Genomic DNA, 20,206 nt, shown 5'->3' with positions numbered 1-20,206 from the left:
TGGTGCTCCTGTCGTACAGCTCGAATCCGGCCACAGCGCTAGGGCCGCGACGATTGAGCGTACGGAAATCGTTCGGATGTGCACGTCCGTGGAGTGATCCTGACGCGTCCTTAACGCGCCAGGTCACGGGCCCTGCGGCGGCGCGGGCAGCGGGACGGCCGCCACCCGGTGCACGCGCAGCGCGAGCTGGATCTCCAGGGCGCGGGACGGCGTGTTCCAGCTGTCGCCCAGGAGCCGGCCGATCCGGTCCAGACGCTGCACGACGGTGTTGACGTGCACGTGCAGCGCGTCCTTGGCCCTGGCCAGGCTGGCGCCGTGCGCGTAGTACGCCTCCAGGGTCCGGACCAGCTCGGTCCCGCGCCTGCGGTCGTAGTCCAGGACGGGACCGAGTACGAGTTCCACGTAGCCGCCCACGTCGGTGCGCTCGCCCAGCAGGATCCCGAGGAACCCCAGGTCGGGCAGGGCGGCGCCGTGCCCGGTGTGGCCCAGGGCGTGCAGCGCCTCCAGGCAGCGGAGCGCCTCGGCGTGCGCGCCGGGCAGGGCGGCGGGGCCGGTCGCCGGACCGGCCGCGCCCACGGTGACCGGGGCGCCGAGGACCTGCCCCAGGTCCTCGGCGAGCGACCGGGCCAGCGGACCGGGCGCCCCGGTCGGCGCGAGGAGCACCACCCGGCCCTCGTACAGTCCGGCGAGCCCCGCCAGCGCCCTGGCCCGGCGGGCCCCCTCCGCGGCCAGCCGGGCCCGGGGCGCCGCGTCGCAGTGCAGCACCAGCACCGCGTGCGGCCGGGTCAGGTCGACGCCCAGCTTGCGGGCCCGCAGGGACTGACCGGCGGGATCACGGACCCGGCCGTCCGGCCCGGCGGCCAGCAGATCGCCGAGCAGCTCGCCGCGGACCCGGTCCTCGGCCTGCGCCGTGGACCGGCGCAGCAGCAGGAGCAGCGCCGTCACCAGCGCCGTGCGTTCGAAGAGCCGCCGGTCCGAGTCGGCGAGGCCGGGGCGGCCGGTCAGGCTGATGCTGCCCAGGAGTTCGGGCCCCGCCAGGACCGCGCAGACCCAGACCCCGTCCACGCGGACGGCCCGGCCACCGGAACGGGAGGCCGCGATGCCCTGCTCCCGCTGTGCCCGCTGGTCCCGTTGCTCCCGTTGCTCCCGGGCGGCGGCGGACTGCCGGGGCACGCCCGGCTGCTCGGGCGCGTCCGGCCCGGCGGCACTCGGCGCCGCGGCCACCCGGGCCAGCTCGCTCCCGTCGGAGTCGTGCACCACCAGGCCCCCGCCCAGCAGGGCGGCGACCTCGCGGGCCAGGCCGGCCGTGTCGGCGCCGCGCAGCACCAGTTCGGTCAGCCGGTCGTGGGTCTCGGTGGCCAGCCGCATCGCCTCGCTGTGCGCCCGGACCGTCGCGTTCGCCACGCCCAGGTCGACGAGGGCCGCACGGGTCTCCTCCAGCAGCCGGGCGCTGTCGATGGCGACGGCCGCGTGATCGGCGAGCGAGGAGAGCAGGGCGACGGCCCCGGGCGCGAAGTCACGGACCGCGCGGTCGGCGGCGTACAGCACCCCGATGACCCGGTTGCCCACGCGCAGCGGTACGCCGAGGATCCCGCGCAGGCCCTCCTCGCGCACCCCGCTGTCGATGGCCGGGGTGTGTTTGAAGCGGCTGTCCGCACGGTAGTCGGCGGAGGCGTACGGGCGGGCGCTCTGCGCGACCAGACCGCCGAGCCCCTCGCCCATGCCCAGGCGCAGCTGCTGGAAGGCGGCCGAGACAGAACCGTCGGTGACCCGCATGTACGTGTCCCCGGCCACCGGGTCGTTGAGGGTGAGGTAGGCGAGGTCCGTACCGAGCAGCATCCTGGCGCGGTGCACGATGGCCCGCAGCACCGCGTCCAGGTCGCGCAGGGCGGCCAGGTCGCCCGCGGTGTCGAACAGGGCGGTGAGTTCCGCCTCGCGGCGCCGGTGCTGGTCGAGGGTGTGGCGGATGTCCAGGGCGACCCGGGTCGCCTCCTCCACCAGAGCCTGCTCCCCGGCCCCGGCCCCGGCCGCGCGGGCGTCCGCCGCGGGCCGGGCGAAGTGTTCGAGCGGAGCCCCGTCGTCCAGCAGGGCGAGCAGTTCCCGCAACGCCCCCGCCGCCGGGCCGCCCGCCACCGCCGCGCCGTCGTCTTCCCCACTGAGGTCAACCGAGGTCATACGGGAGCCCTTTCAGCTTCGGCCCCGGATCAGGCGGCCCGCTGTGCCTGCCGGGCCTTGCGGCCCGTCCGTCCGGACGGCCCGGGCGCCGAGGTGTCGCTCACGGTACGCGCCAGGTCGCGGCCGCGGGTCTCCTTCGCGAAGGCCACGGTGAGGGTGGTGACGACGGCGGCCGCGCAGAGGTAGACCGACACCGGTACGGAGGACCCGTAGTCCTTGAGCAGTTCGACGGCGATGATCGGCGCCAGGGCCCCGGCGACGATCGAGGCGAGCTGGGAGCCCATGGAGGCCCCGGAATAGCGGACCTTGGTGTCGAACATCTCGGAGATGAAGGCCGCCTGCGGCCCGTACATCGCGCCGTGCAGCAGCAGACCGACGGTGACGGCCACCGCGATCACCGGGAACGATTCCGTGTCGAGCAGGGCGAAGAAGCCGAACGCCCACAGCGCCATGCCGCACGAGCCGATCAGGGTCACCGGGCGGCGCCCGATCCGGTCGGAGAGCGCACCCCAGGCCGGAATGGTGACGAAGTGGACGGCGGAGCCGATCAGGACCGCGTCCAGCGCGGTGGTCTTGGGCAGCCCCAGGTGCGCGGTGACGTACACGAGGAGGAAGGAGGTGAGGACGTAGTAGGAGATGTTCTCGCCGAACCGGGTGCCGATGGCGGTCAGCACCTGACGCCAGTCCCGGCGGAACACCTGGACGACGGGAGCCCGTTCCTTGACCCCGCGGGCCGCCTCCGCGTCGGCCTTCGCCCGGGCGGCGAGGAAGAGGGGGGACTCGGACACCGAGAGCCGGATCCACAGCCCGACGATCACCAGCACACCGGAGAGCAGGAACGGGATCCGCCAGCCCCAGGCCAGGAACTCGGCGTCCGACTGGAGGGAGGCGAGCAGCGCGAGCACACCGGTCGCCAGCAGGTTCCCGCCCGGCGCACCGGACTGGGGCCAGGAGGCCCAGAACCCGCGGTGCTCCTCCCCGCCGTGCTCGGACACGATCAGCACGGCCCCGCCCCACTCACCGCCCAGCGCGAACCCCTGGATCAGCCGCAGCAGCGTGAGCAGTACGGGCGCACCGACCCCGATGCTCGCGTGCGTGGGCAGCAGCCCCATCGCGAACGTCGCCCCGCCCATCATCAGCAGACTGAGCACCAGCAGCTTCTTGCGCCCGACCTTGTCACCGAAGTGCCCGAACACCACCCCGCCCAGCGGCCGCGCCAGGAACCCGATCGCGTAGGTGAGGAAGGCGATCAGCGTCCCGGTCAGCGGATCGGCCGTGGGAAAGAACAGCTTGTTGAAGACGAGCGCGGCGGCGGTGCCGTAGAGGAAGAAGTCGTACCACTCGATGGTGGTCCCGATCAGGCTGGCGGCGACGATCCGTCTGATGCCGGACGAAGCCTTCGGGGCGGCTGCGGAGGAGACCATGTGCACCACTTCCAGGGTGTCTGCGGGGACGTCGGGTGTGGCCACAACGTAGAAGTCCGCAGGTCACCGGCATATGTGGCCGGTCATCACATTCAGGCCCGCTCCTATGTGCCCCACGGCCACACCCGCGTGGGCGGCGTGCTCCACAGCCTCGAACACCCCACCGAGAGCCCTCGACGAAATTGCCGAGTTGCGCCCGTTTTGGAAGGCCGGTGCCGGCTCCCGTGCTGGTTTGGTGCTGACCCGAAAGCCCACGTCAGCACCCCTCGCAACCTGACCCGTGCTGGTTCGGTGCTGGTTACGCTGCGTTGAGCGCGACGTGTTTGTGGTCGAGGCGGGGCAAAGCGGAGGGAGCGGGGATGTGGGATTTGGCCTCTCAGGTCTACTTGGCGCCGCCGAATCCGTATGCCGGTGCAGATACTGGCCGCCAGCAGGTTCTTCGACACCGCTCCTGACCAGGCAAAACGACGCGATCGGCCTTCGGAGGTGCGTTGCTGGCCCGCAACTGGCCCGGATCTTGGTCGTGCGGGAGTGCGGGCGCAGTGGCGTTCCGTGGCCAGGGCCCGAGCCGATGGCCGTCGTTGGAGGGCCTCAGAGCTTGGGCTGTGCCGATGGCGCGCTTGTGAGCGGAGGCAAGTCTTTGCTGGCCCAGCGCCGACGGTGGTGGTGAACATACCGGGCGTCGATGAAATGCCACCGGTGGAGTTGGATTTTTTCCCGTGTTGGCCCGTCACGGTGTCGACGATCGTGAGGTCGTCGGTCAGGACCCGTGCTCCCGCGTCGAAGAGGACGTGGCAGGTCGGGCAGAGGCATAGGAGGTTCTCGACGATGTCGGGTCCGTTGTCCTCTCTGGCTCGGATGTGGGCTGCTTCGCTGTATCGATGGCGTGGTGAGGGCAGGGCCAGGACTGTGGCGCACATCTGGCAACGGTCCTGGTACCACTGCTTGAGCTTGCGTACAGCGCTGCTGCCGGTCTGTGGCTGACTCCTGTGCATGACTCTGCCGTGCGGCCGCCACTGTTCGGACTCGGGCCCGTCTGCGTGAAAGGGCTTCGACTTCCTCGACAGCCAGGTGATCGAGAACCGGACCGGTTACCCGATCCGCTCTGCCTGGCGCTCACCGGGCGATGCGCGGTCGTACCCGCGGGCCGACGCCATCGCAGTCGCACCAGCCACGTTCAACACGGGTGTGATGTTCGGCAGCTACATGCCGCACCGCCCGAAGTCCGGGGGCGGTGCGGACCGTTTCCTCTGGGAGGAGGCGGTTGACCTCTTTGCCTCGCACTTCCCGCACTTGGAAGCGCGCGGGTTCGTAGAATCCTGAACGCGCCGGGCCCGGAACCCGCGTGCCGGTTGGCGGTTCTTCCCGCTCCAGGAAGCGGGTTCCAGCTGGCACCGCTGCGTCGATCGCCCGGTTCCGCAACTCCTGGGCTGACGCAGCGGCGATTCGCAACGTGTCGACTACGCCACCCGGTTCCGCTGCGAACTCGGAGCTCCTTATCAGGGTCAGAGCTACACGTACCCCGTCCTTGGCGCCGCGAGTCCGGAAGGCTTCCAGACCGCAGGTCCCGACGAGGCGCTCGAAGATACCGCAGGGCACCGCGCCGGATCGATGCGCGGGTGTCCGCGTCGAAGCGGTGCCACATCGCGGGATTACGGACCAGGAGGGTCGGATCGATCTCGGCCCGGCTTCCCTCCGTGTCGCGGAGGATCATCCGTTGTGCCACCCCGTCGGACCGCCCTTCGTGCGCTGCTTCGCCTGCCGCTCTGTCAGGTGACCGCCGAGGTCGGGAGTTCCGCGGTGACCGGTGGGGCGCTGCCCGCTATGGGGAGGGTGATGACCATGGTGAGTCCGCCGCCCGGGGTGTCCTCGGCGGTGAGGGTGCCGCCGATGGCCTCGGTGAAGCCGCGGGCGACGGCGAGGCCGAGGCCGACTCCGGCGCCGCGCGGGGCGTCGCCGTGGCGCTGGAAGGGTTCGAAGATGCGGTCCTTGGCCTCGTCGGGGACGCCGGGGCCGCGGTCGACGACGCGCAGTTCGACGCGGCTGGCGAGGGCGCTGGCCGAGACGTTGACCGGCTGGCCGGCGGGGCTGTACTTGACGGCGTTCTCGACGATGTTGGCGACGGCCCGTTCCAGCAGTCCGCGGTCGACGGCGATCATCGGCAGGGTTTCGGGGATGTCCAGGACGACGCTGTCCTCCGGTACGCCGCCCAGCGCCATCGGGACGACCTCGTCGAGGTCGGTCTCGCGGATCAGGGGAACGACGGTGCCGGTGTTGAGGCGGGACATGTCGAGGAGGTTCCCGATCAGCGCGGCGAGGCGGTCGGCGCCGTCCTCGATGCCTTCGAGGAGTTCGGCTTTGTCCTCCTCGGACCATTCGACGTCGTCGGAGCGCAGGGAGCTGACGGAGGCCTTGATCCCGGCGAGTGGGGTGCGCAGGTCGTGGCTGACGGCGGCGAGCAGTGCGGTGCGGATGCGGTTGGCTTCGGCGAGCTCGCGGGATTTCTCGGCCTGGTCGACGAGGCGCTGGCGGTCGAGTACGACGGCTGCCTGGGCGGCGAAGGCGCCGAGTACACGGCGGTCCTCGGCCGGGAGTACCCGGCCCGTCAGGGCGAGGGCCATGTTGTCGCCGATGGGCAGGTCGACGTCCGCGTCCTCGGGGCGGCTGACGGCGCCGGTGCCGACGGATGCGGCCGTGATCCAGGGGTCGACTTCGCTCGTGCGTTCCAGGAGGACGACCGACTGCATGGCGAAAGTCTCGCGCAGCCGTTCCAGGAGGGCGTCGAGGGAGTTCTCGCCGCGCAGGACGCTGCCGGCGAGGAAGGAGAGGATCTCGGACTCGGCGCGCAGCCGGGCGGCCTGGTGGGTGCGCCGGGCGGCGAGGTCGACCACGGAGGCCACCGACACCGCGACGCCCACGAAGATCGCGATGGCGACGATGTTCTTGGGGTCGGAGATGGTGAACTCGTGCAGCGGCGGGGTGAACCAGTAGTTCAGCAGTAGGGAGCCGAAGGCCGCCGAGGCCAGGGCGGGCAGCAGCCCGCCGAGCAGCGCCGCCGCCACCGTGAAGGTGAGGAAGAGCAGCATGTCGTTGGCGAGCCCGAGGTCGGGGACGACCTGGTTCAGCAGGACGGTCAGCAGCGCCGGCCCGGCGATGCCGGCCAGCCAGCCCCGGATGATGCGCGACCGCCCCAGCCGCGCTCCTCGGGCGACCGGCAGGCCCCGGCCTTTGGCGGCCTCGTCGTGCGTGACGATGTGGACGTCGAGGTCGGGGCCCGATTCGCGGGCCACGGTCGCGCTGACGCCCGGTCGGAAGACCGACTGCCACGAGCGGCGGCGGCTGACGCCGAGCACGATCTGGGTGGCGTTGCAGCCGCGGGCGAACTCCAGCAGCGCGTCGGGGACGTTGTCGCCTATGACGTGGTGGAAGGTACCGCCGAGATCCTCCACCAGGGTGCGCTGGACGGCGAGTTCCTTGGGAGAAGCGGACGTCAGCCCGTCGCTGGCGGCGATGTAGACGGCCAGGACCTCGCCGCCGGAACCCTTCTCGGCGAGCCGGGCTGCGCGGCGGATGAGCGTACGGCCTTCCGGTCCGCCGGTGAGACCGACGACGATGCGTTCACGGGCCTGCCAGGTGGAGCGGATGTTGTGCTCGCCGCGGTACTCCTGGAGGTACTCGTCGACCCGGTCCGCGACCCAGAGCAGGGCCAGTTCGCGCAGGGCGGTCAGATTGCCGGGCCGGAAGTAGTTGGAGAGGGCCGCGTCGACCTTGTCGGACTTGTAGACGTTGCCGTGGGCCATGCGCCGCCGCAGGGCCTGCGGGGACATGTCGACCAGCTCGATCTGGTCGGCCCGCCGGGCGACTTCATCGGGGACCGTCTCGCGCTGGCGTACGCCGGTGATCGTCTCGACCACGTCGCCCAGCGATTCGAGGTGCTGGATGTTGACGGTGGAGACCACGTCGATACCGGCCTGGAGGAGTTCCTCGACGTCCTGCCAGCGTTTGGCGTTGCGCGAGCCGGGGACGTTGGTGTGCGCGAGTTCGTCGACCAGCGCCACGGCGGGGCGGCGGGAGAGGATCGCGTCGACGTCCATCTCCGTGAAGGTGGTGCCCCGGTACTCGATCTCGCGCCGCTCGATGAGTTCCAGGCCGTGCAGCATGACCTCGGTGCGCGGACGGTGGTGGTGCTCGACGAAGCCGACGACGCAGTCGGTGCCCCGCTCGGTCCGGCGGTGCGCCTCGGAGAGCATCGCGTACGTCTTGCCGACGCCCGGTGCCGCGCCGAGGTAGATGCGGAGCTTGCCGCGTCCCATGTTCCGACTTCTTCTCTGCTGGTGGTGTGGGGCTCTGCCGTGAATCTTCGTGCGGGTGATCAGGGTTCGAAGCGGTATCCCATGCCCGGCTCGGTGATCAGATAGCGCGGGTGTGACGGGTCCGCCTCCAGTTTGCGCCGTAGCTGAGCCATGTACACACGCAGGTAGTTGGTGTTCTCCCCGTAGGTCGGGCCCCAGACTTCCAGCAGGAGCTGCCCCTGGGTGATCAGCCGGCCCGGGTGGGTGATGAGGATCTCCAGCAGGTGCCACTCGGTCGGCGTCAGCCGCACGGTGCGCTCGCCCCGGCGCACCTTCTTCGCGATCAGATCGATGCTGAACTCGTCGGTCGTGACGACGGAGACCTTGGCCACCTGGGAGGTCTCGGGGGACGCCTGTCTACGGCTGGCCGCCCGCAGGCGGGCCAGGAGCTCGTCCATGCTGAACGGTTTCGTCACGTAGTCGTCCGCGCCGGCGTCCAGGGCCCGGATCTTGTCCTCCGAGGTGTGCCGTGCGGAGAGGACCAGGATGGGGACCTTGCTCCACTCGCGCACACCCTTGATGACTTCGATCCCGTCCATGTCGGGCAGTCCGAGGTCGAGCACTATGACGTCCGGCTTGTGGGCGGCGGCGAGCCGCAGCGCCGTGGCGCCGTCGGCGGCCTCCTCGACCTCGAACTTGCGCGCCTGGAGATTGATCTTCAGCGCGCGGACGAGCTGCGGATCGTCCTCCACCACCAGCACCCGGGTCATCGGCGTGCAGCCTTTCCTTCGTAACGGGCACGGCAAGAAGCCGGCGGGGCACTGGGGCCCTCCCAGCGGTAGCTGGGGGAGCTTCGGCGCCCCGCCGGCTTCTTTACCGTGCGATGGGGGAACATCAGCTCTTGGACAGAGTCTTCAGGGCGATGTTGAGTTCGAGGACGTTGACGCGGGGTTCGCCCATGAAGCCGAGGGTGCGGCCGGCGGTGTGGTCCGCGACGAGCTTTTCGACCTGCTTGACGTCGAGCTTGTTCTGCTCGGCTACCCGGTGGACTTGGAGCTTGGCGTACTCGGGGGAGATCTCCGGGTCGAGGCCGGAGCCGGAGGAGGTGACGGCGTCGGCCGGCACGTCCTCGGGCTTGACCTTGTAGCCGGCCGTGGAGTTGTCGGCGACGACGGCGTCCTTGGCGGCGATGACCTGGGCGCAGAGGGTGCCCTCCTCCGCCTGGTCGGTGCACTTGCCGTTCACCGCGCCGTTGTCGGCGGAGCGGTTGGTGGCGCCGGAGAGGATCAGCGAGTACTGGGTGTTGACGCTGTTGCTGCCGAGGCCGTTGGAGGGGCGCGGCTGGAACCACTTGAGGTCCGGCTTGACGGCCTCTTCGGCGTCGTCCGGGTTTTTCTTCGGCAGGTTGTAGCTCTGGCCGATGAGGGAGGAGCCGACGACCTGGCCGCTCTGGTCCTTGATCTCGGAGCCGTTGGCCTTGTTGTTGAAGGCGGCCTGGGCGATGCCGGTGACGGCGAGGGGGTAGAGGACCCCGCAGACCACGGTCAGAACGAGGAGCGCTCGGAGGCCCGCGCCGATGAGGCGCACGGTGTTCCCTACAGAGGTGTTCATGAGGGTCAGCACGTTCCTAATTCAGTGGAGCCCGGGGATGAGGGAGATGAGCAGGTCGATGAGCTTGATGCCGATGAACGGGGCGATGAGGCCGCCGAGTCCGTAGATGCCGAGGTTGCGGCGGAGCATCTTGTCGGCGCTGGTGGGCCGGTAGCGGACGCCCTTGAGGGCGAGCGGGACCAGGGCGATGATGATCAGGGCGTTGAAGATGACCGCGGACAGGATCGCCGACTGGGGCGAGTGCAGGCCCATGATGTTGAGCTTGTCCAGGCCCGGGTAGACCACCGCGAACATCGCGGGGATGATCGCGAAGTACTTCGCCACGTCGTTGGCGATGGAGAACGTGGTGAGCGCTCCCCGGGTGATCAGGAGCTGCTTGCCGATCTCCACGATCTCGATGAGTTTGGTCGGGTTGGAGTCCAGGTCCACCATGTTCCCGGCCTCCTTGGCGGCCGAGGTGCCGGTGTTCATGGCGACGCCGACATCGGCCTGGGCGAGCGCGGGGGCGTCGTTGGTGCCGTCGCCGGTCATCGCGACGAGCTTGCCGCCCGCCTGCTCCCGCTTGATGAGGGCCATCTTGTCCTCGGGCGTCGCTTCGGCGAGGAAGTCGTCGACGCCCGCCTCCTCGGCGATGGCCTTCGCGGTCAGCGGGTTGTCGCCCGTGATCATGATGGTCTTGATGCCCATGCGGCGCAGCTCGTCGAACCGCTCGCGCATGCCTTCCTTGACCACGTCCTTGAGGTGGATGACCCCCAGAACGCGGGCGCCCTTCTCATCCTCGACCGCCACGAGCAGCGGGGTGCCACCGGCCTCGGAGATGCGGTTCGCGAGGAGGTCGGCGTCCTCGGAGACCTGGCCGCCCTGCTCCTTGACCCAGGTGATGACCGAACCGGCGGCGCCCTTGCGGGTCTTCTTGCCGTCGACGTCGACACCCGACATGCGGGTCTGGGCGGTGAAGGGGATCCATTCGGCGTGCGCGAGTTCGCCCTGGTGGCGTTCGCGGAGCCCGTACTTCTCCTTCGCGAGGACGACGATGGAGCGGCCCTCGGGGGTCTCGTCCGCGAGGGACGACAGCTGCGCGGCGTCGGCCAGTTCGGCCTCGGTGGTGCCCTTGACCGGGATGAACTCGGAGGCCTGGCGGTTGCCGAGGGTGATGGTGCCGGTCTTGTCGAGCAGCAGGGTCGAGACATCGCCCGCCGCTTCGACCGCACGGCCCGACATGGCGAGGACGTTGCGCTGGACGAGGCGGTCCATGCCCGCGATGCCGATCGCGGAGAGCAGGGCCCCGATCGTCGTCGGGATCAGGCAGACCAGCAGCGCGGTCAGCACGATCATCGACTGCTCGGCGCCCGCGTAGATCGCGAAGGGCTGGAGGGTGACCACCGCCAGCAGGAAGACAATGGTGAGCGAGGCGAGGAGGATGTTGAGGGCGATCTCGTTCGGGGTCTTCTGCCGGGCAGCGCCCTCGACCAGGGCGATCATGCGGTCGATGAAGGTTTCGCCGGGCTTGGTCGTGATCTTGATGACCACCCGGTCGGAGAGCACCTTCGTGCCGCCGGTGACCGCGCTGCGGTCGCCACCGGACTCGCGGATCACCGGCGCGGACTCACCCGTGATGGCGGACTCGTCCACGGACGCGACGCCTTCGACGACGTCCCCGTCGCCGGGGATGATGTCCCCGGCCTCGCAGACCACCCGGTCGCCGATACGGAGTTCCGTGCCGGGGACCTGCTCCTCACCCTTGCCGTCCTCGGTCAGACGGCGGGCGATGGAGTCGGTCTTGGCCTTGCGCAGGGTGTCGGCCTGGGCTTTGCCGCGGCCTTCCGCGACGGCCTCCGCGAGGTTGGCGAAGATGGTGGTCAGCCAGAGCCAGACGGTGATGGCCCAGCCGAACCAGTCCGTCGGGTCCTTGATCGCGAGGACGGTCGTGACGACCGAGCCGATCAGGACGACGAACATGACCGGGGACTTGATCATGATGCGCGGGTCGAGCTTGCGGACGGCGTCCGGGAAGGACTTCAGCAGCTGCTTGGCGTCGAAGAGGCCGCCGCCCACGCGCCCGGCGTCCGGCTTGTGGCCGCTGGGTACGTCCTGGTGCGGAGCCCTGGTGGGTGTGGCGGTGCTCATGATGCGAGCCCTTCGGCGAGCGGACCCAGTGCCAGGGCCGGGAAGTAGGTCAGACCGGTGACGATGAGGATTGTGCCGACGAGGAGGCCCGTGTAGAGGGGCTTGTCGGTACGGAGGGTGCCCGCCGTCTCCGGTACGGGCTTCTGCTCGGCGAGCGATCCGGCCAGGGCCAGGACGAACACCATGGGCAGGAAGCGGCCGAGGAGCATGGCGAGGCCGATGGTGGTGTTGAACCACGGGGTGTCGGCGCTCAGGCCGCCGAAGGCCGAGCCGTTGTTGTTCGCGCCCGAGGTGTAGGCGTAGAGGACTTCGGAGAAACCGTGCGCGCCCGAGTTCAGCATCGACTGCGGCGGCGTGGGCAGGGCCATCGCGGCGGCGGTGAAGCAGAGCACCAGGGTGGGGGTGATGAGGATGTAGCAGGCGGCGAGTTTGATCTCGCGGGTGCCGATCTTCTTGCCCAGGTATTCGGGGGTGCGGCCGACCATCAGGCCCGCGATGAACACCGCGATGATCGCCATGATCAGCATGCCGTAGAGGCCGGAGCCGACACCGCCGGGCGCGATTTCGCCCAGCTGCATGCCCAGCAGCTGGATGCCGCCGCCGAGGCCGGTGTAGGAGGAGTGGAAGGAGTTGACCGCGCCGGTCGAGGTGAGCGTGGTGGCGACCGAGAAGATGGAGGAAGCGGCGATGCCGTACCGGGTCTCCTTGCCCTCCATCGCACCGCCCGCGGCCTGCAACGCCGGGCCGTGGTGGGCGAATTCGGTCCACATCATCAGCGCGGTGAAACCGAGCCAGATCGTGGCCATCGTCGCGAGGATCGCGTAACCCTGGCGCAGGTTGCCGACCATGCGGCCGAAGGTGCGGGTCATCGCGAACGGGATGACCAGGATCAGGAAGATCTCGAAGAGGTTGGAGAAGGGCGTGGGGTTCTCGAAGGGGTGGGCGGAGTTGGCGTTGAAGTAGCCGCCCCCGTTGGTCCCGAGTTCCTTGATGACCTCCTGCGAGGCGACCGCGCCGCCGTTCCACTGCTGGGTCCCGCCCAGGAATTGCCCGACCTCGTGGATCCCGGAGAAGTTCTGGATGACACCGCAGGCGACCAGGATGACCGCGCCGATCACCGACAGCGGGAGCAGGATCCGTACGGTGCCGCGCACCAGGTCGGACCAGAAGTTGCCCAGTTCACCGGTGCGGGAGCGGGCGAAGCCGCGGACGAGGGCCACCGCGACGGCCATGCCGACCGCCGCCGAGACGAAGTTCTGCACGGCCAGCCCGCCGGTCTGCACGACGTGGCCCATGGCCTGCTCGCCGGAGTACGACTGCCAGTTCGTGTTCGCGACGAACGACGCGGCGGTGTTGAAGGCCTGGTCGGGGTCGATCGAGGCGAAGCCGAGCGAGCCGGGCAGCACGCCCTGGAGGCGCTGGAGACCGTAGAGGAAGAGGACGGACGCCGCGGAGAAGGCGAGGACACCGCGCAGGTAGGCGGGCCAGCGCATCTCGGCCGACGGGTTGGCCCCGATGGCCTTGTAGATCCACTTCTCCGGCTTGTAGTGCTTCTCCGAGGAGTAGACGCGGGCCATGTAGTCGCCCAGGGGGCGGTAGGCCAGTGCGAGCGCGGCGGTCAGCGCGAGGAGCTGGAGCACACCAGCGAGAACGGGACTCATCGGTGGCTAGAACCTCTCCGGGTACACAAGGGCGAGGATGAGGTATCCGAGCAGGGAGACGGCCACGACGAGGCCGACGATGTTTTCGGCGTTCACAGCTTGGTCACCCCCCGGGCGATAAGGGCCACCAGCGCGAAGACCGCGACCGTGGTGACGACGAAGGCCAGATCGGCCACCGTGAGCTCCTGATGAAGAGGGAAGAAAAGAATCGGCCAGACGGCCGATGACGAGATAACCGTGTCTTTGTCCCGGCGTTAAGACGCCTTGACGGGGTCCATACGGACGCACGGGAACTCTTAACGCCACGCTTACGCCCGGGGCCTGCCCCGCCGGTCAGCGCTGGTGGGACAGGTTGGCCCTGCCCAATGCGGCGCCTGCCGCGCGGCCAGTCCCGATACGACTTTCCGGCCCCGGCGCAAGGAGTGCGTGAAGAGTGAGGCGGCGGTCGTATGGATCGCGCAAAGACCACTGGTCATCTGGCCGTACCGTTCGGACGCTGTCTTCACTTTGTCCAACGGAGGAACAAGCGAGATGTCCATGCACATGGAAAAGTCGACGACGGCAGGACGCACGCCGGGCACGGAGGAACCTCCTGATACCGGCGCACGGACGCGGGAGGCAGGGGAGCAGCACCGCCTGACCGCTCTCCAGGGCCTGGCCGCGCTGTCGCTCGACGCGATGGCTTCCGTCGCGTACGGACCCGAGTCGATCGTGCTGGTCCTGGCGGCGGCCGGTGGTTACGGGCTCGGTTTCACCCTTCCCGTCACCCTGGCGATCGCCGCGCTCCTGGCCGTGCTGGTGGCCTCGTACCGGCAGGTGATCGCGGCGTTCCCGGACGGCGGGGGCTCGTACGCCGTCGCGAAGAGGCACCTCGGCCGACGTACGAGCCTGGTGGCGGCAGCCTCGCTGATCCTCGACTACGTCCTGAACGTGGCCGTCTCCGTCACGGCCGGCGTGGCAGCTCTGACCTCGGCCTTCCCGGAGCTGTACCCGGAGCGGGTGTGGATCTGCCTCGGGGTCCTCGTTCTGGTCACGGCGGTGAACCTACGGGGGGTCGTGGAATCGGCCAAGGCCTTCCTCGTCCCCACCGCCGTGTTCGTGGGTTCGATCCTGGCCATGGTCGTGGTCGGCCTGTTCCGTGACGGGCCGGTGAGCACCGCCTCAGCGGCCGGGCACGCCTCCGCCCTGGGGGAAGGAGCCACCGCGGTCGGTGCGCTCCTGTTGCTGAAGGCCTTCGCGGCCGGCTGCTCCGCCCTGACCGGCGTCGAAGCGGTCGCCAATGCCGTGCCGTCCTTCCGTGCCCCGGCCGCTCGCCGTGCCCAGCGCACCGAGGTGGCGCTCGGCGCCCTGCTGGGTGTGATGCTGATCGGCCTGTCGGTCCTGATCGGACGTTTCCACCTCCAGCCCGTCGAAGGCGTCACCGTCCTCGCCCAGCTCGCGGATGCCTCGTTCGGGCACAACTGGGCTTTCTATGTGGTCCAGTTCGCCACCATGGTGCTCCTGGCGCTCGCCGCGAACACCTCCTTCGGCGGGCTGCCGGTCCTGATGAGCCTGCTGGCCCGCGACAACTTCCTGCCGCACCTCTTCGCGCTCAAGGCCGACCGCCAGGTGCACCGTCACGGAGTGGTGTGGCTGGCGCTCGTCTCCGCCGTCCTGCTCGTCTTCTCCGGCGGTGACACCAACACCCTCGTGCCGCTCTTCGCCATCGGCGTCTTCGTCGGCTTCACCCTCTGCCAGGTCGGCATGGTCCGCCACTGGAACGGCGAACGCCCCAAGGGGTGGCGGGCCAAAGCGGCCCTGAACGGCTTCGGCGCGCTGCTCACCGGGGTGTCGGCGGTCGTGGTCACCGCCACCAAATTCACCGAGGGCGCCTGGCTGATCGTCCTGGCCCTGCCGCTGATCGTCCTCGGATTCGAGAAGATCCACCGAACCTACGCCCAGATCGGCGAACGCCTGGAACTCGGCCGCATCCCGCAGCCGCCCCGGCGCTCCCGTTCCCTGGTCGTCGTACCCGTTTCCGGACTGTCCCAACTGACCTGCCAGGCCCTGACCGCCGCACGCTCACTCGGTGACGAGGTCCTCGCCGTGACGGTGACCCACCCGGCTCCGGAAGACCGGCAGAGCGCCGAAGCCCTGCGCCGGGACTGGGAGTTGTGGAAGCCCGGGGTCGAGCTGATCGAGCTCTCCTCGGACACCCGCTCACTCGGCCGTCCGGTATCGGCATACGTCCGCGAACTGACGCAGACGCATCCGGACGCCCAGGTGACCGTACTCATCCCGGAGACCGAACCCGCCCGTCTGTGGCAGCGGATGCTCCAGAACCAGCGTGGCTCCGTCGTCGCCCACGCGGTGCGCCGTGACACCGACGCGGTCATCTGCCGACTGCGTTTCCGCATCACCGGTGACGTGCGTTGACGTGCCCTTGGCGGCGGCTTGACGCTTCCCGTGCGCCGCCGTCAAGACGACGCCAATTCCCGCGCGCACAGGCGTGCCGGGCAGGGAACGGGCAGTAGTTTCCTGCCTGTTGCGCCGCCGGGGACCCCGCACGCTCACATGACGGCCGAGGGGGTCCATGGAGTGCGGTCCCCGGCGGCGACACCCCACTCCCGTACCGTCAGAAGGTCCCGCCATGCCTCCCGCCGCCGCGCAGCACGTCCCTCCGGGTCTCGGCACTCCTCCCGGGGCCCCGGCCAACAGGCCCTCCCGGAGACGTTCCGGTCAGGTGAACCTCGCGGACCCCGAACTCCTCGCGGCCTCGGCGCGGGAGGCTTTCGGCAAGCTCCATCCGCGCGAACTGGTCAAGAAGCCGGTGCTGTTCGTCGTCGCGGTCGGATCCGTCCTGACCACGCTCTCGGCGCTCGTCCACCCGGCCGTCTTCACCTGGGTGATCAGCGGCTGGCTCTGGCTCACCGTCCTGTTCGCCAACCTGGCCGAGGCGGTCGCCGAAGGCCGGGGCCGCGCCCAGGCCGAGTCCCTGCGCAAGGCGCGTACGGACACGGTCGCGGTGCGCCTGAACCACTGGACGTACGGGGCGAACCTGAACCGGGCGGAGACCGAGGTGGTCGCCCCGGCGGAGCTCCAGCCCTTCGACTTCGTCCTCGTCGAAGCGGGGGAGCCGGTCCCGGCCGACGGAGACGTGGTCGACGGTGCCGCGATGGTGGACGAGTCGGCCGTCACCGGCGAATCGGCCCCCGTCCTGCGGGAGTCGGGCGGTGACCGCTGCGGTGTCACCGGCGGTACGACCGTCCTGTCCGACGCGGTCGTCGTACGGGTCACCTCCCGCCCGGGACACAGCTTCATCGACCGGATGATCGCCCTGGTCGAGGGCGCCACCCGGCAGAAGACCCCGAACGAGACGGCGCTGAACATCCTGCTGGCCGCGCTGACGATCATCTTCGTCCTCGTGGTCGTCGCCATCCAGCCGATGGCCGCCTACGCGCACGCCGCGCAGTCCACGACCGTCCTGGTCGCCCTCCTCGTCACCCTCATCCCCACCACCATCGGCGCCCTGCTGTCCGCGATCGGCATCGCGGGCATGGACCGGCTCGTCCAGCGCAACGTCATCGCGATGAGCGGCCGCGCCGTCGAGGCGGCCGGTGACGTCAACACCCTCCTCCTCGACAAGACCGGCACCATCACCCTGGGCAACCGCGAGGCGGCGGCCTTCATCCCGCTGCCCGGCGTGGACCACGGCCGACTCGCCGACGCCGCCCAGCTGTCCTCCCTGGCCGACGAGACCCCCGAGGGCAGGTCGGTCATCGCGCTGGCCCGGCGGTACGGGCTGGAGCCGGTGGCCGCGCACGAGCTGAGCAACCCGCGCTTCACCGAGTTCAGCGCCCGTACCCGGATGAGCGGCGTCAACCTGAGCTGGGCGGGCGGCGCCGGCTGCGCGATCCGCAAGGGTGCGGTGACCCAGGTCCGCGACTGGGTGGTGGCGCGCGGTGGGACCGTACCGCCGGAAGCCGAGACCTGGTCGGCCACCGTGTCCGGGTCCGGGGGCACGCCCCTGCTGGTGGCGGTCCACGACTGGGACGGCCCGCGGGTGCTGGGCATCGTCCACCTCAAGGACGTGGTCAAGGAGGGCATCCGCGAGCGCTTCGCGGAGCTGCGCAGCATGGGGATCCGTACGGTCATGGTCACCGGGGACAACGAGCTGACGGCCCGCGCCATCGCCGCCGAGGCGGGCGTCGACGAATACCTCGCGGAGGCCACCCCCGAGGACAAGCTCGCGCTCATCAAGCGGGAGCAGGCGGGCGGCAAGCTCGTCGCGATGACCGGCGACGGCACCAACGACGCCCCCGCCCTCGCCCAGGCCGATGTCGGCGTGGCGATGAACACCGGCACCTCGGCCGCCAAGGAGGCCGGGAACATGGTGGACCTGGACTCCAACCCCACCAAACTCATCGACATCGTCGAGATCGGCAAGCAGCTCCTGATCACCCGGGGAGCGCTCACCACCTTCTCGATCACGAACGACGTGGCGAAGTACTTCGCGATCATCCCGGCCATGTTCACCGCGGCCTACCCGGGACTCGAAGCCCTCAATGTCATGGGCCTGAGCAGCCCGACCTCCGCGATCACCTCGGCGATCATCTTCAACGCCCTGATCATCGTCGCCCTGATCCCCCTCGCCCTGCGCGGCGTCCGCTACCGGCCCGCCTCCGCCCACGACCTGCTCCGGCGCAACCTCGGCGTCTACGGCCTCGGCGGGCTGATCCTGCCCTTCGTCGGCATCAAGCTCATCGACCTGCTGGTGTCCGCGATCCCCGGCCTCGGCTGAAGCCCTGGCGTCCCCCGCTCCGCTGTTTGCACCCTGGATGGCCCATCCGCGTTAAGGAAACGTCAGGATCAGCCCCCGGGCGCGCATGAATGATCGGGCTGCGTACGCTGGCCCAGCCGTCGACGCCGATGGCTGATTTCATGCCGTACGACAGGAGCCCCCCACGATGGCCACCCCTGCCCGCACCTCGCGCCTGCGCGCGTGGTTGCTGGAAGGTCTGACCGACCGCCCCAAGCAGCAAGCGCATGCCGAGCACGAGGGCCGCCCCTGGTGGCGGGTCATGTGCCTGACGGGTCTCGATTACTTCTCCACCCTCGGCTACCAGCCCGGTATCGCGGCACTCGCGGCCGGACTCCTGTCTCCGGTCGCGACGATCGTGCTGGTCCTGCTCACCCTGTTCGGCGCACTGCCCGTGTACCGGCGGGTGGCGGAGGAGAGCCCGCACGGCGAGGGCTCGATCGCGATGCTGGAGCGGCTGCTGTCCTTCTGGAAGGGCAAGCTGTTCGTGCTGACCCTGCTGGGGTTCGCGGCGACCGACTTCCTCATCACCATCACCCTCTCGGCGGCCGACGCCACCGCGCACATGGTGGAGAACCCGCACCTCACCTCGACCCTGCACGGGCACGAGGTCATCATCACCCTGATCCTCGTCGCCCTGCTCGGGGCGGTCTTCCTCAAGGGCTTCAGCGAGGCGATCGGCGTCGCGGTGGTGCTGGTGGCCACCTATCTCAGCCTCAACGTCGTCGTCATGGTCGTCGGCGTGTGGCAGGTGATGACCGAGCCGCACGTGATCGCCGACTGGTCGGACGCGCTGACCACCGAGCACGGCAACCCGTTCATGATGATCGCCATCGCGCTCGTCGTCTTCCCCAAGCTCGCGCTGGGCATGTCCGGCTTCGAGACCGGCGTCGCGGTCATGCCGCACGTCCAGGGCGATCCGGACGACACCCCCGACAAGCCGGCGGGCCGGATCCGAGGCACGAAGAAGCTGCTCACCACCGCCGCCGTCATCATGAGCGTCTTCCTGATCGTCTCCAGCTTCGTCACGACCCTGCTGATCCCCGCCGATGCGTTCAAGGCGGGCGGCGAGGCCAACGGCCGCGCCCTGGCCTACCTCGCCCACGAACACCTGGGCTCGGCCTTCGGGACGGTCTACGACGTCTCCACGATCCTGATCCTGTGGTTCGCGGGAGCCTCAGCCATGGCCGGCCTGCTCAACCTGATGCCGCGCTACCTGCCCCGTTACGGCATGGCCCCGCACTGGGCCCGCGCCGTGCGCCCGATGATCATCGTGTTCACCCTGATCGCGTTCCTGGTCACCTGGCTCTTCAACGCCGACGTCGACGCGCAGGGCGGCGCGTACGCCACCGGTGTCCTCGTCCTGATCACCTCGGCCGCCGTCGCGGTCACCATCGCCGCCCAGCGCGCCGGTCAGCGGGGCTGGACGATCGGCTTCGCCGTCATCTCCGTCGTCCTCCTCTACACGACCGCGATCAATGTCGTGGAGCGCCCCGACGGCGTGAAGATCGGCGCCTGCTTCATCGCCGGCATCATGGCCCTCTCCCTGCTCTCCCGCCTCGCCCGCGTCTTCGAGCTCCGCGTCACCGACGTCGAACTCGACGACATGGCGCAGCGGTTCGTCCGGGACACCGCCAACCGCACGATCCGCTTCATCGCCAACGAGCCGGACAACCGGGACAAGACCGAGTACCGCGAGAAGGTGGAGCAGATCCGCCGGGACAATGACATCCCTCCCGGCGACGACGTCATGTTCGTCGAGGTCACCGTCCTGGACGCGTCCGAGTTCGAATCCGGCATGCGGGTCCGCGGCGAGGTGCTCCACGACCGCTACCGCGTCCTGACCCTGGAGAGCTCCAGCATCCCCAACGCCCTGGCCGCCCTCCTCCTGCACGTTCGCGACGAGACCGGCCAGCGCCCCCACATCTACTTCGAGTGGACCGAGGGCAACCCGATGGCCAACTTCTTCCGGTTCTTCCTCTTCGGCCAGGGTGAGGTGGCCCCGGTCACCCGCGAGGTCATCCGCGAGGCCGAACCGGACCGGGCCCGCCGCCCCCACGTCCACGCCGGCTGACGTCCGCCGCCAGGAAGCCGAGGCGGGCGCCTTGCGCAGGCCGG

Annotated in this window: 12 protein-coding genes and 1 pseudogene; 4 read left to right on the top strand and 9 right to left on the bottom strand. The window is 69.8% G+C overall.

The window, feature by feature from the left end; translation table 11 throughout:
* Positions 1-123: 123 nt before the first annotated feature.
* The 3 genes from OHS33_RS03900 to OHS33_RS03890 form a co-directional block, all read right to left on the bottom strand.
* Positions 124-2,175, bottom strand: coding sequence for a helix-turn-helix domain-containing protein (locus OHS33_RS03900; RefSeq protein ID WP_330328955.1), 2,052 nt, complete (start codon positions 2,173-2,175; stop codon positions 124-126).
* Positions 2,176-2,204: 29 nt separating this feature from the next.
* A complete protein-coding gene (locus OHS33_RS03895; protein ID WP_330334896.1) occupies positions 2,205-3,599 on the bottom strand; it encodes an MFS transporter in 1,395 nt (464 codons plus the stop codon).
* 104 nt (positions 3,600-3,703) lie between these two features.
* A complete protein-coding gene (locus tag OHS33_RS03890) occupies positions 3,704-4,519 on the bottom strand; it encodes an HNH endonuclease (protein ID WP_330334895.1) in 816 nt (271 codons plus the stop codon).
* A gap of 124 nt (positions 4,520-4,643) precedes the next feature.
* Here OHS33_RS03890 and OHS33_RS03885 point away from each other — a divergent pair.
* Positions 4,644-4,922 (top strand): annotated as a pseudogene (locus tag OHS33_RS03885) (flavoprotein); the annotation flags it as partial.
* Positions 4,923-5,368: 446 nt separating this feature from the next.
* Here OHS33_RS03885 and OHS33_RS03880 read toward each other — a convergent pair.
* The 6 genes from OHS33_RS03880 to kdpF form a co-directional block, all read right to left on the bottom strand.
* The gene (locus OHS33_RS03880) at positions 5,369-7,912 is read right to left on the bottom strand and encodes a sensor histidine kinase KdpD (protein WP_330328954.1); all 2,544 of its coding nucleotides are present in this window, start codon (positions 7,910-7,912) and stop codon (positions 5,369-5,371) included.
* A gap of 59 nt (positions 7,913-7,971) precedes the next feature.
* Positions 7,972-8,661 (bottom strand): response regulator, encoded by a 690-nt coding sequence (locus OHS33_RS03875; RefSeq protein ID WP_330328953.1) that lies wholly within the window; start codon positions 8,659-8,661, stop codon positions 7,972-7,974.
* A gap of 124 nt (positions 8,662-8,785) precedes the next feature.
* Positions 8,786-9,502: a potassium-transporting ATPase subunit C gene (locus OHS33_RS03870; protein WP_330328952.1), complete on the bottom strand. Its 717-nt coding sequence runs from the start codon at positions 9,500-9,502 to the stop codon at positions 8,786-8,788.
* 21 nt (positions 9,503-9,523) lie between these two features.
* A complete protein-coding gene (gene kdpB / locus OHS33_RS03865) occupies positions 9,524-11,629 on the bottom strand; it encodes a potassium-transporting ATPase subunit KdpB (protein WP_330328951.1) in 2,106 nt (701 codons plus the stop codon).
* The gene (gene kdpA, locus OHS33_RS03860) at positions 11,626-13,290 is read right to left on the bottom strand and encodes a potassium-transporting ATPase subunit KdpA (RefSeq protein WP_330328950.1); all 1,665 of its coding nucleotides are present in this window, start codon (positions 13,288-13,290) and stop codon (positions 11,626-11,628) included. Before kdpA ends, kdpB (OHS33_RS03865) begins: the two co-directional genes overlap by 4 nt.
* A 6-nt stretch (positions 13,291-13,296) precedes the next feature.
* Positions 13,297-13,386, bottom strand: a complete 90-nt coding sequence (gene kdpF, locus OHS33_RS03855; protein WP_037690508.1) for a K(+)-transporting ATPase subunit F — start codon at positions 13,384-13,386, stop codon at positions 13,297-13,299.
* A 435-nt stretch (positions 13,387-13,821) separates the two neighbouring features.
* Here kdpF and OHS33_RS03850 point away from each other — a divergent pair, with 435 nt between their 5' ends.
* The 3 genes from OHS33_RS03850 to OHS33_RS03840 all read left to right on the top strand — a co-directional run bounded on the left by OHS33_RS03850 (position 13,822) and on the right by OHS33_RS03840 (position 20,162).
* Positions 13,822-15,705 (top strand): APC family permease, encoded by a 1,884-nt coding sequence (locus tag OHS33_RS03850; RefSeq protein ID WP_330328949.1) that lies wholly within the window; start codon positions 13,822-13,824, stop codon positions 15,703-15,705.
* 214 nt (positions 15,706-15,919) lie between these two features.
* Positions 15,920-18,070: a potassium-transporting ATPase subunit KdpB gene (kdpB, locus tag OHS33_RS03845; protein WP_330328948.1), complete on the top strand. Its 2,151-nt coding sequence runs from the start codon at positions 15,920-15,922 to the stop codon at positions 18,068-18,070.
* Between the two features lie 166 nt (positions 18,071-18,236).
* Positions 18,237-20,162, top strand: coding sequence for an amino acid transporter (locus tag OHS33_RS03840; protein ID WP_330328947.1), 1,926 nt, complete (start codon positions 18,237-18,239; stop codon positions 20,160-20,162).
* Positions 20,163-20,206 lie beyond the last annotated feature (44 nt).

This window comes from Streptomyces sp. NBC_00536, from assembly GCF_036346295.1.
Classification (GTDB): Bacteria; Actinomycetota; Actinomycetes; order Streptomycetales; family Streptomycetaceae; genus Streptomyces.
The sequence above is the reverse complement of the archived record's forward strand: the minus strand, read 5'-3'. Positions and strand labels throughout refer to the sequence as shown.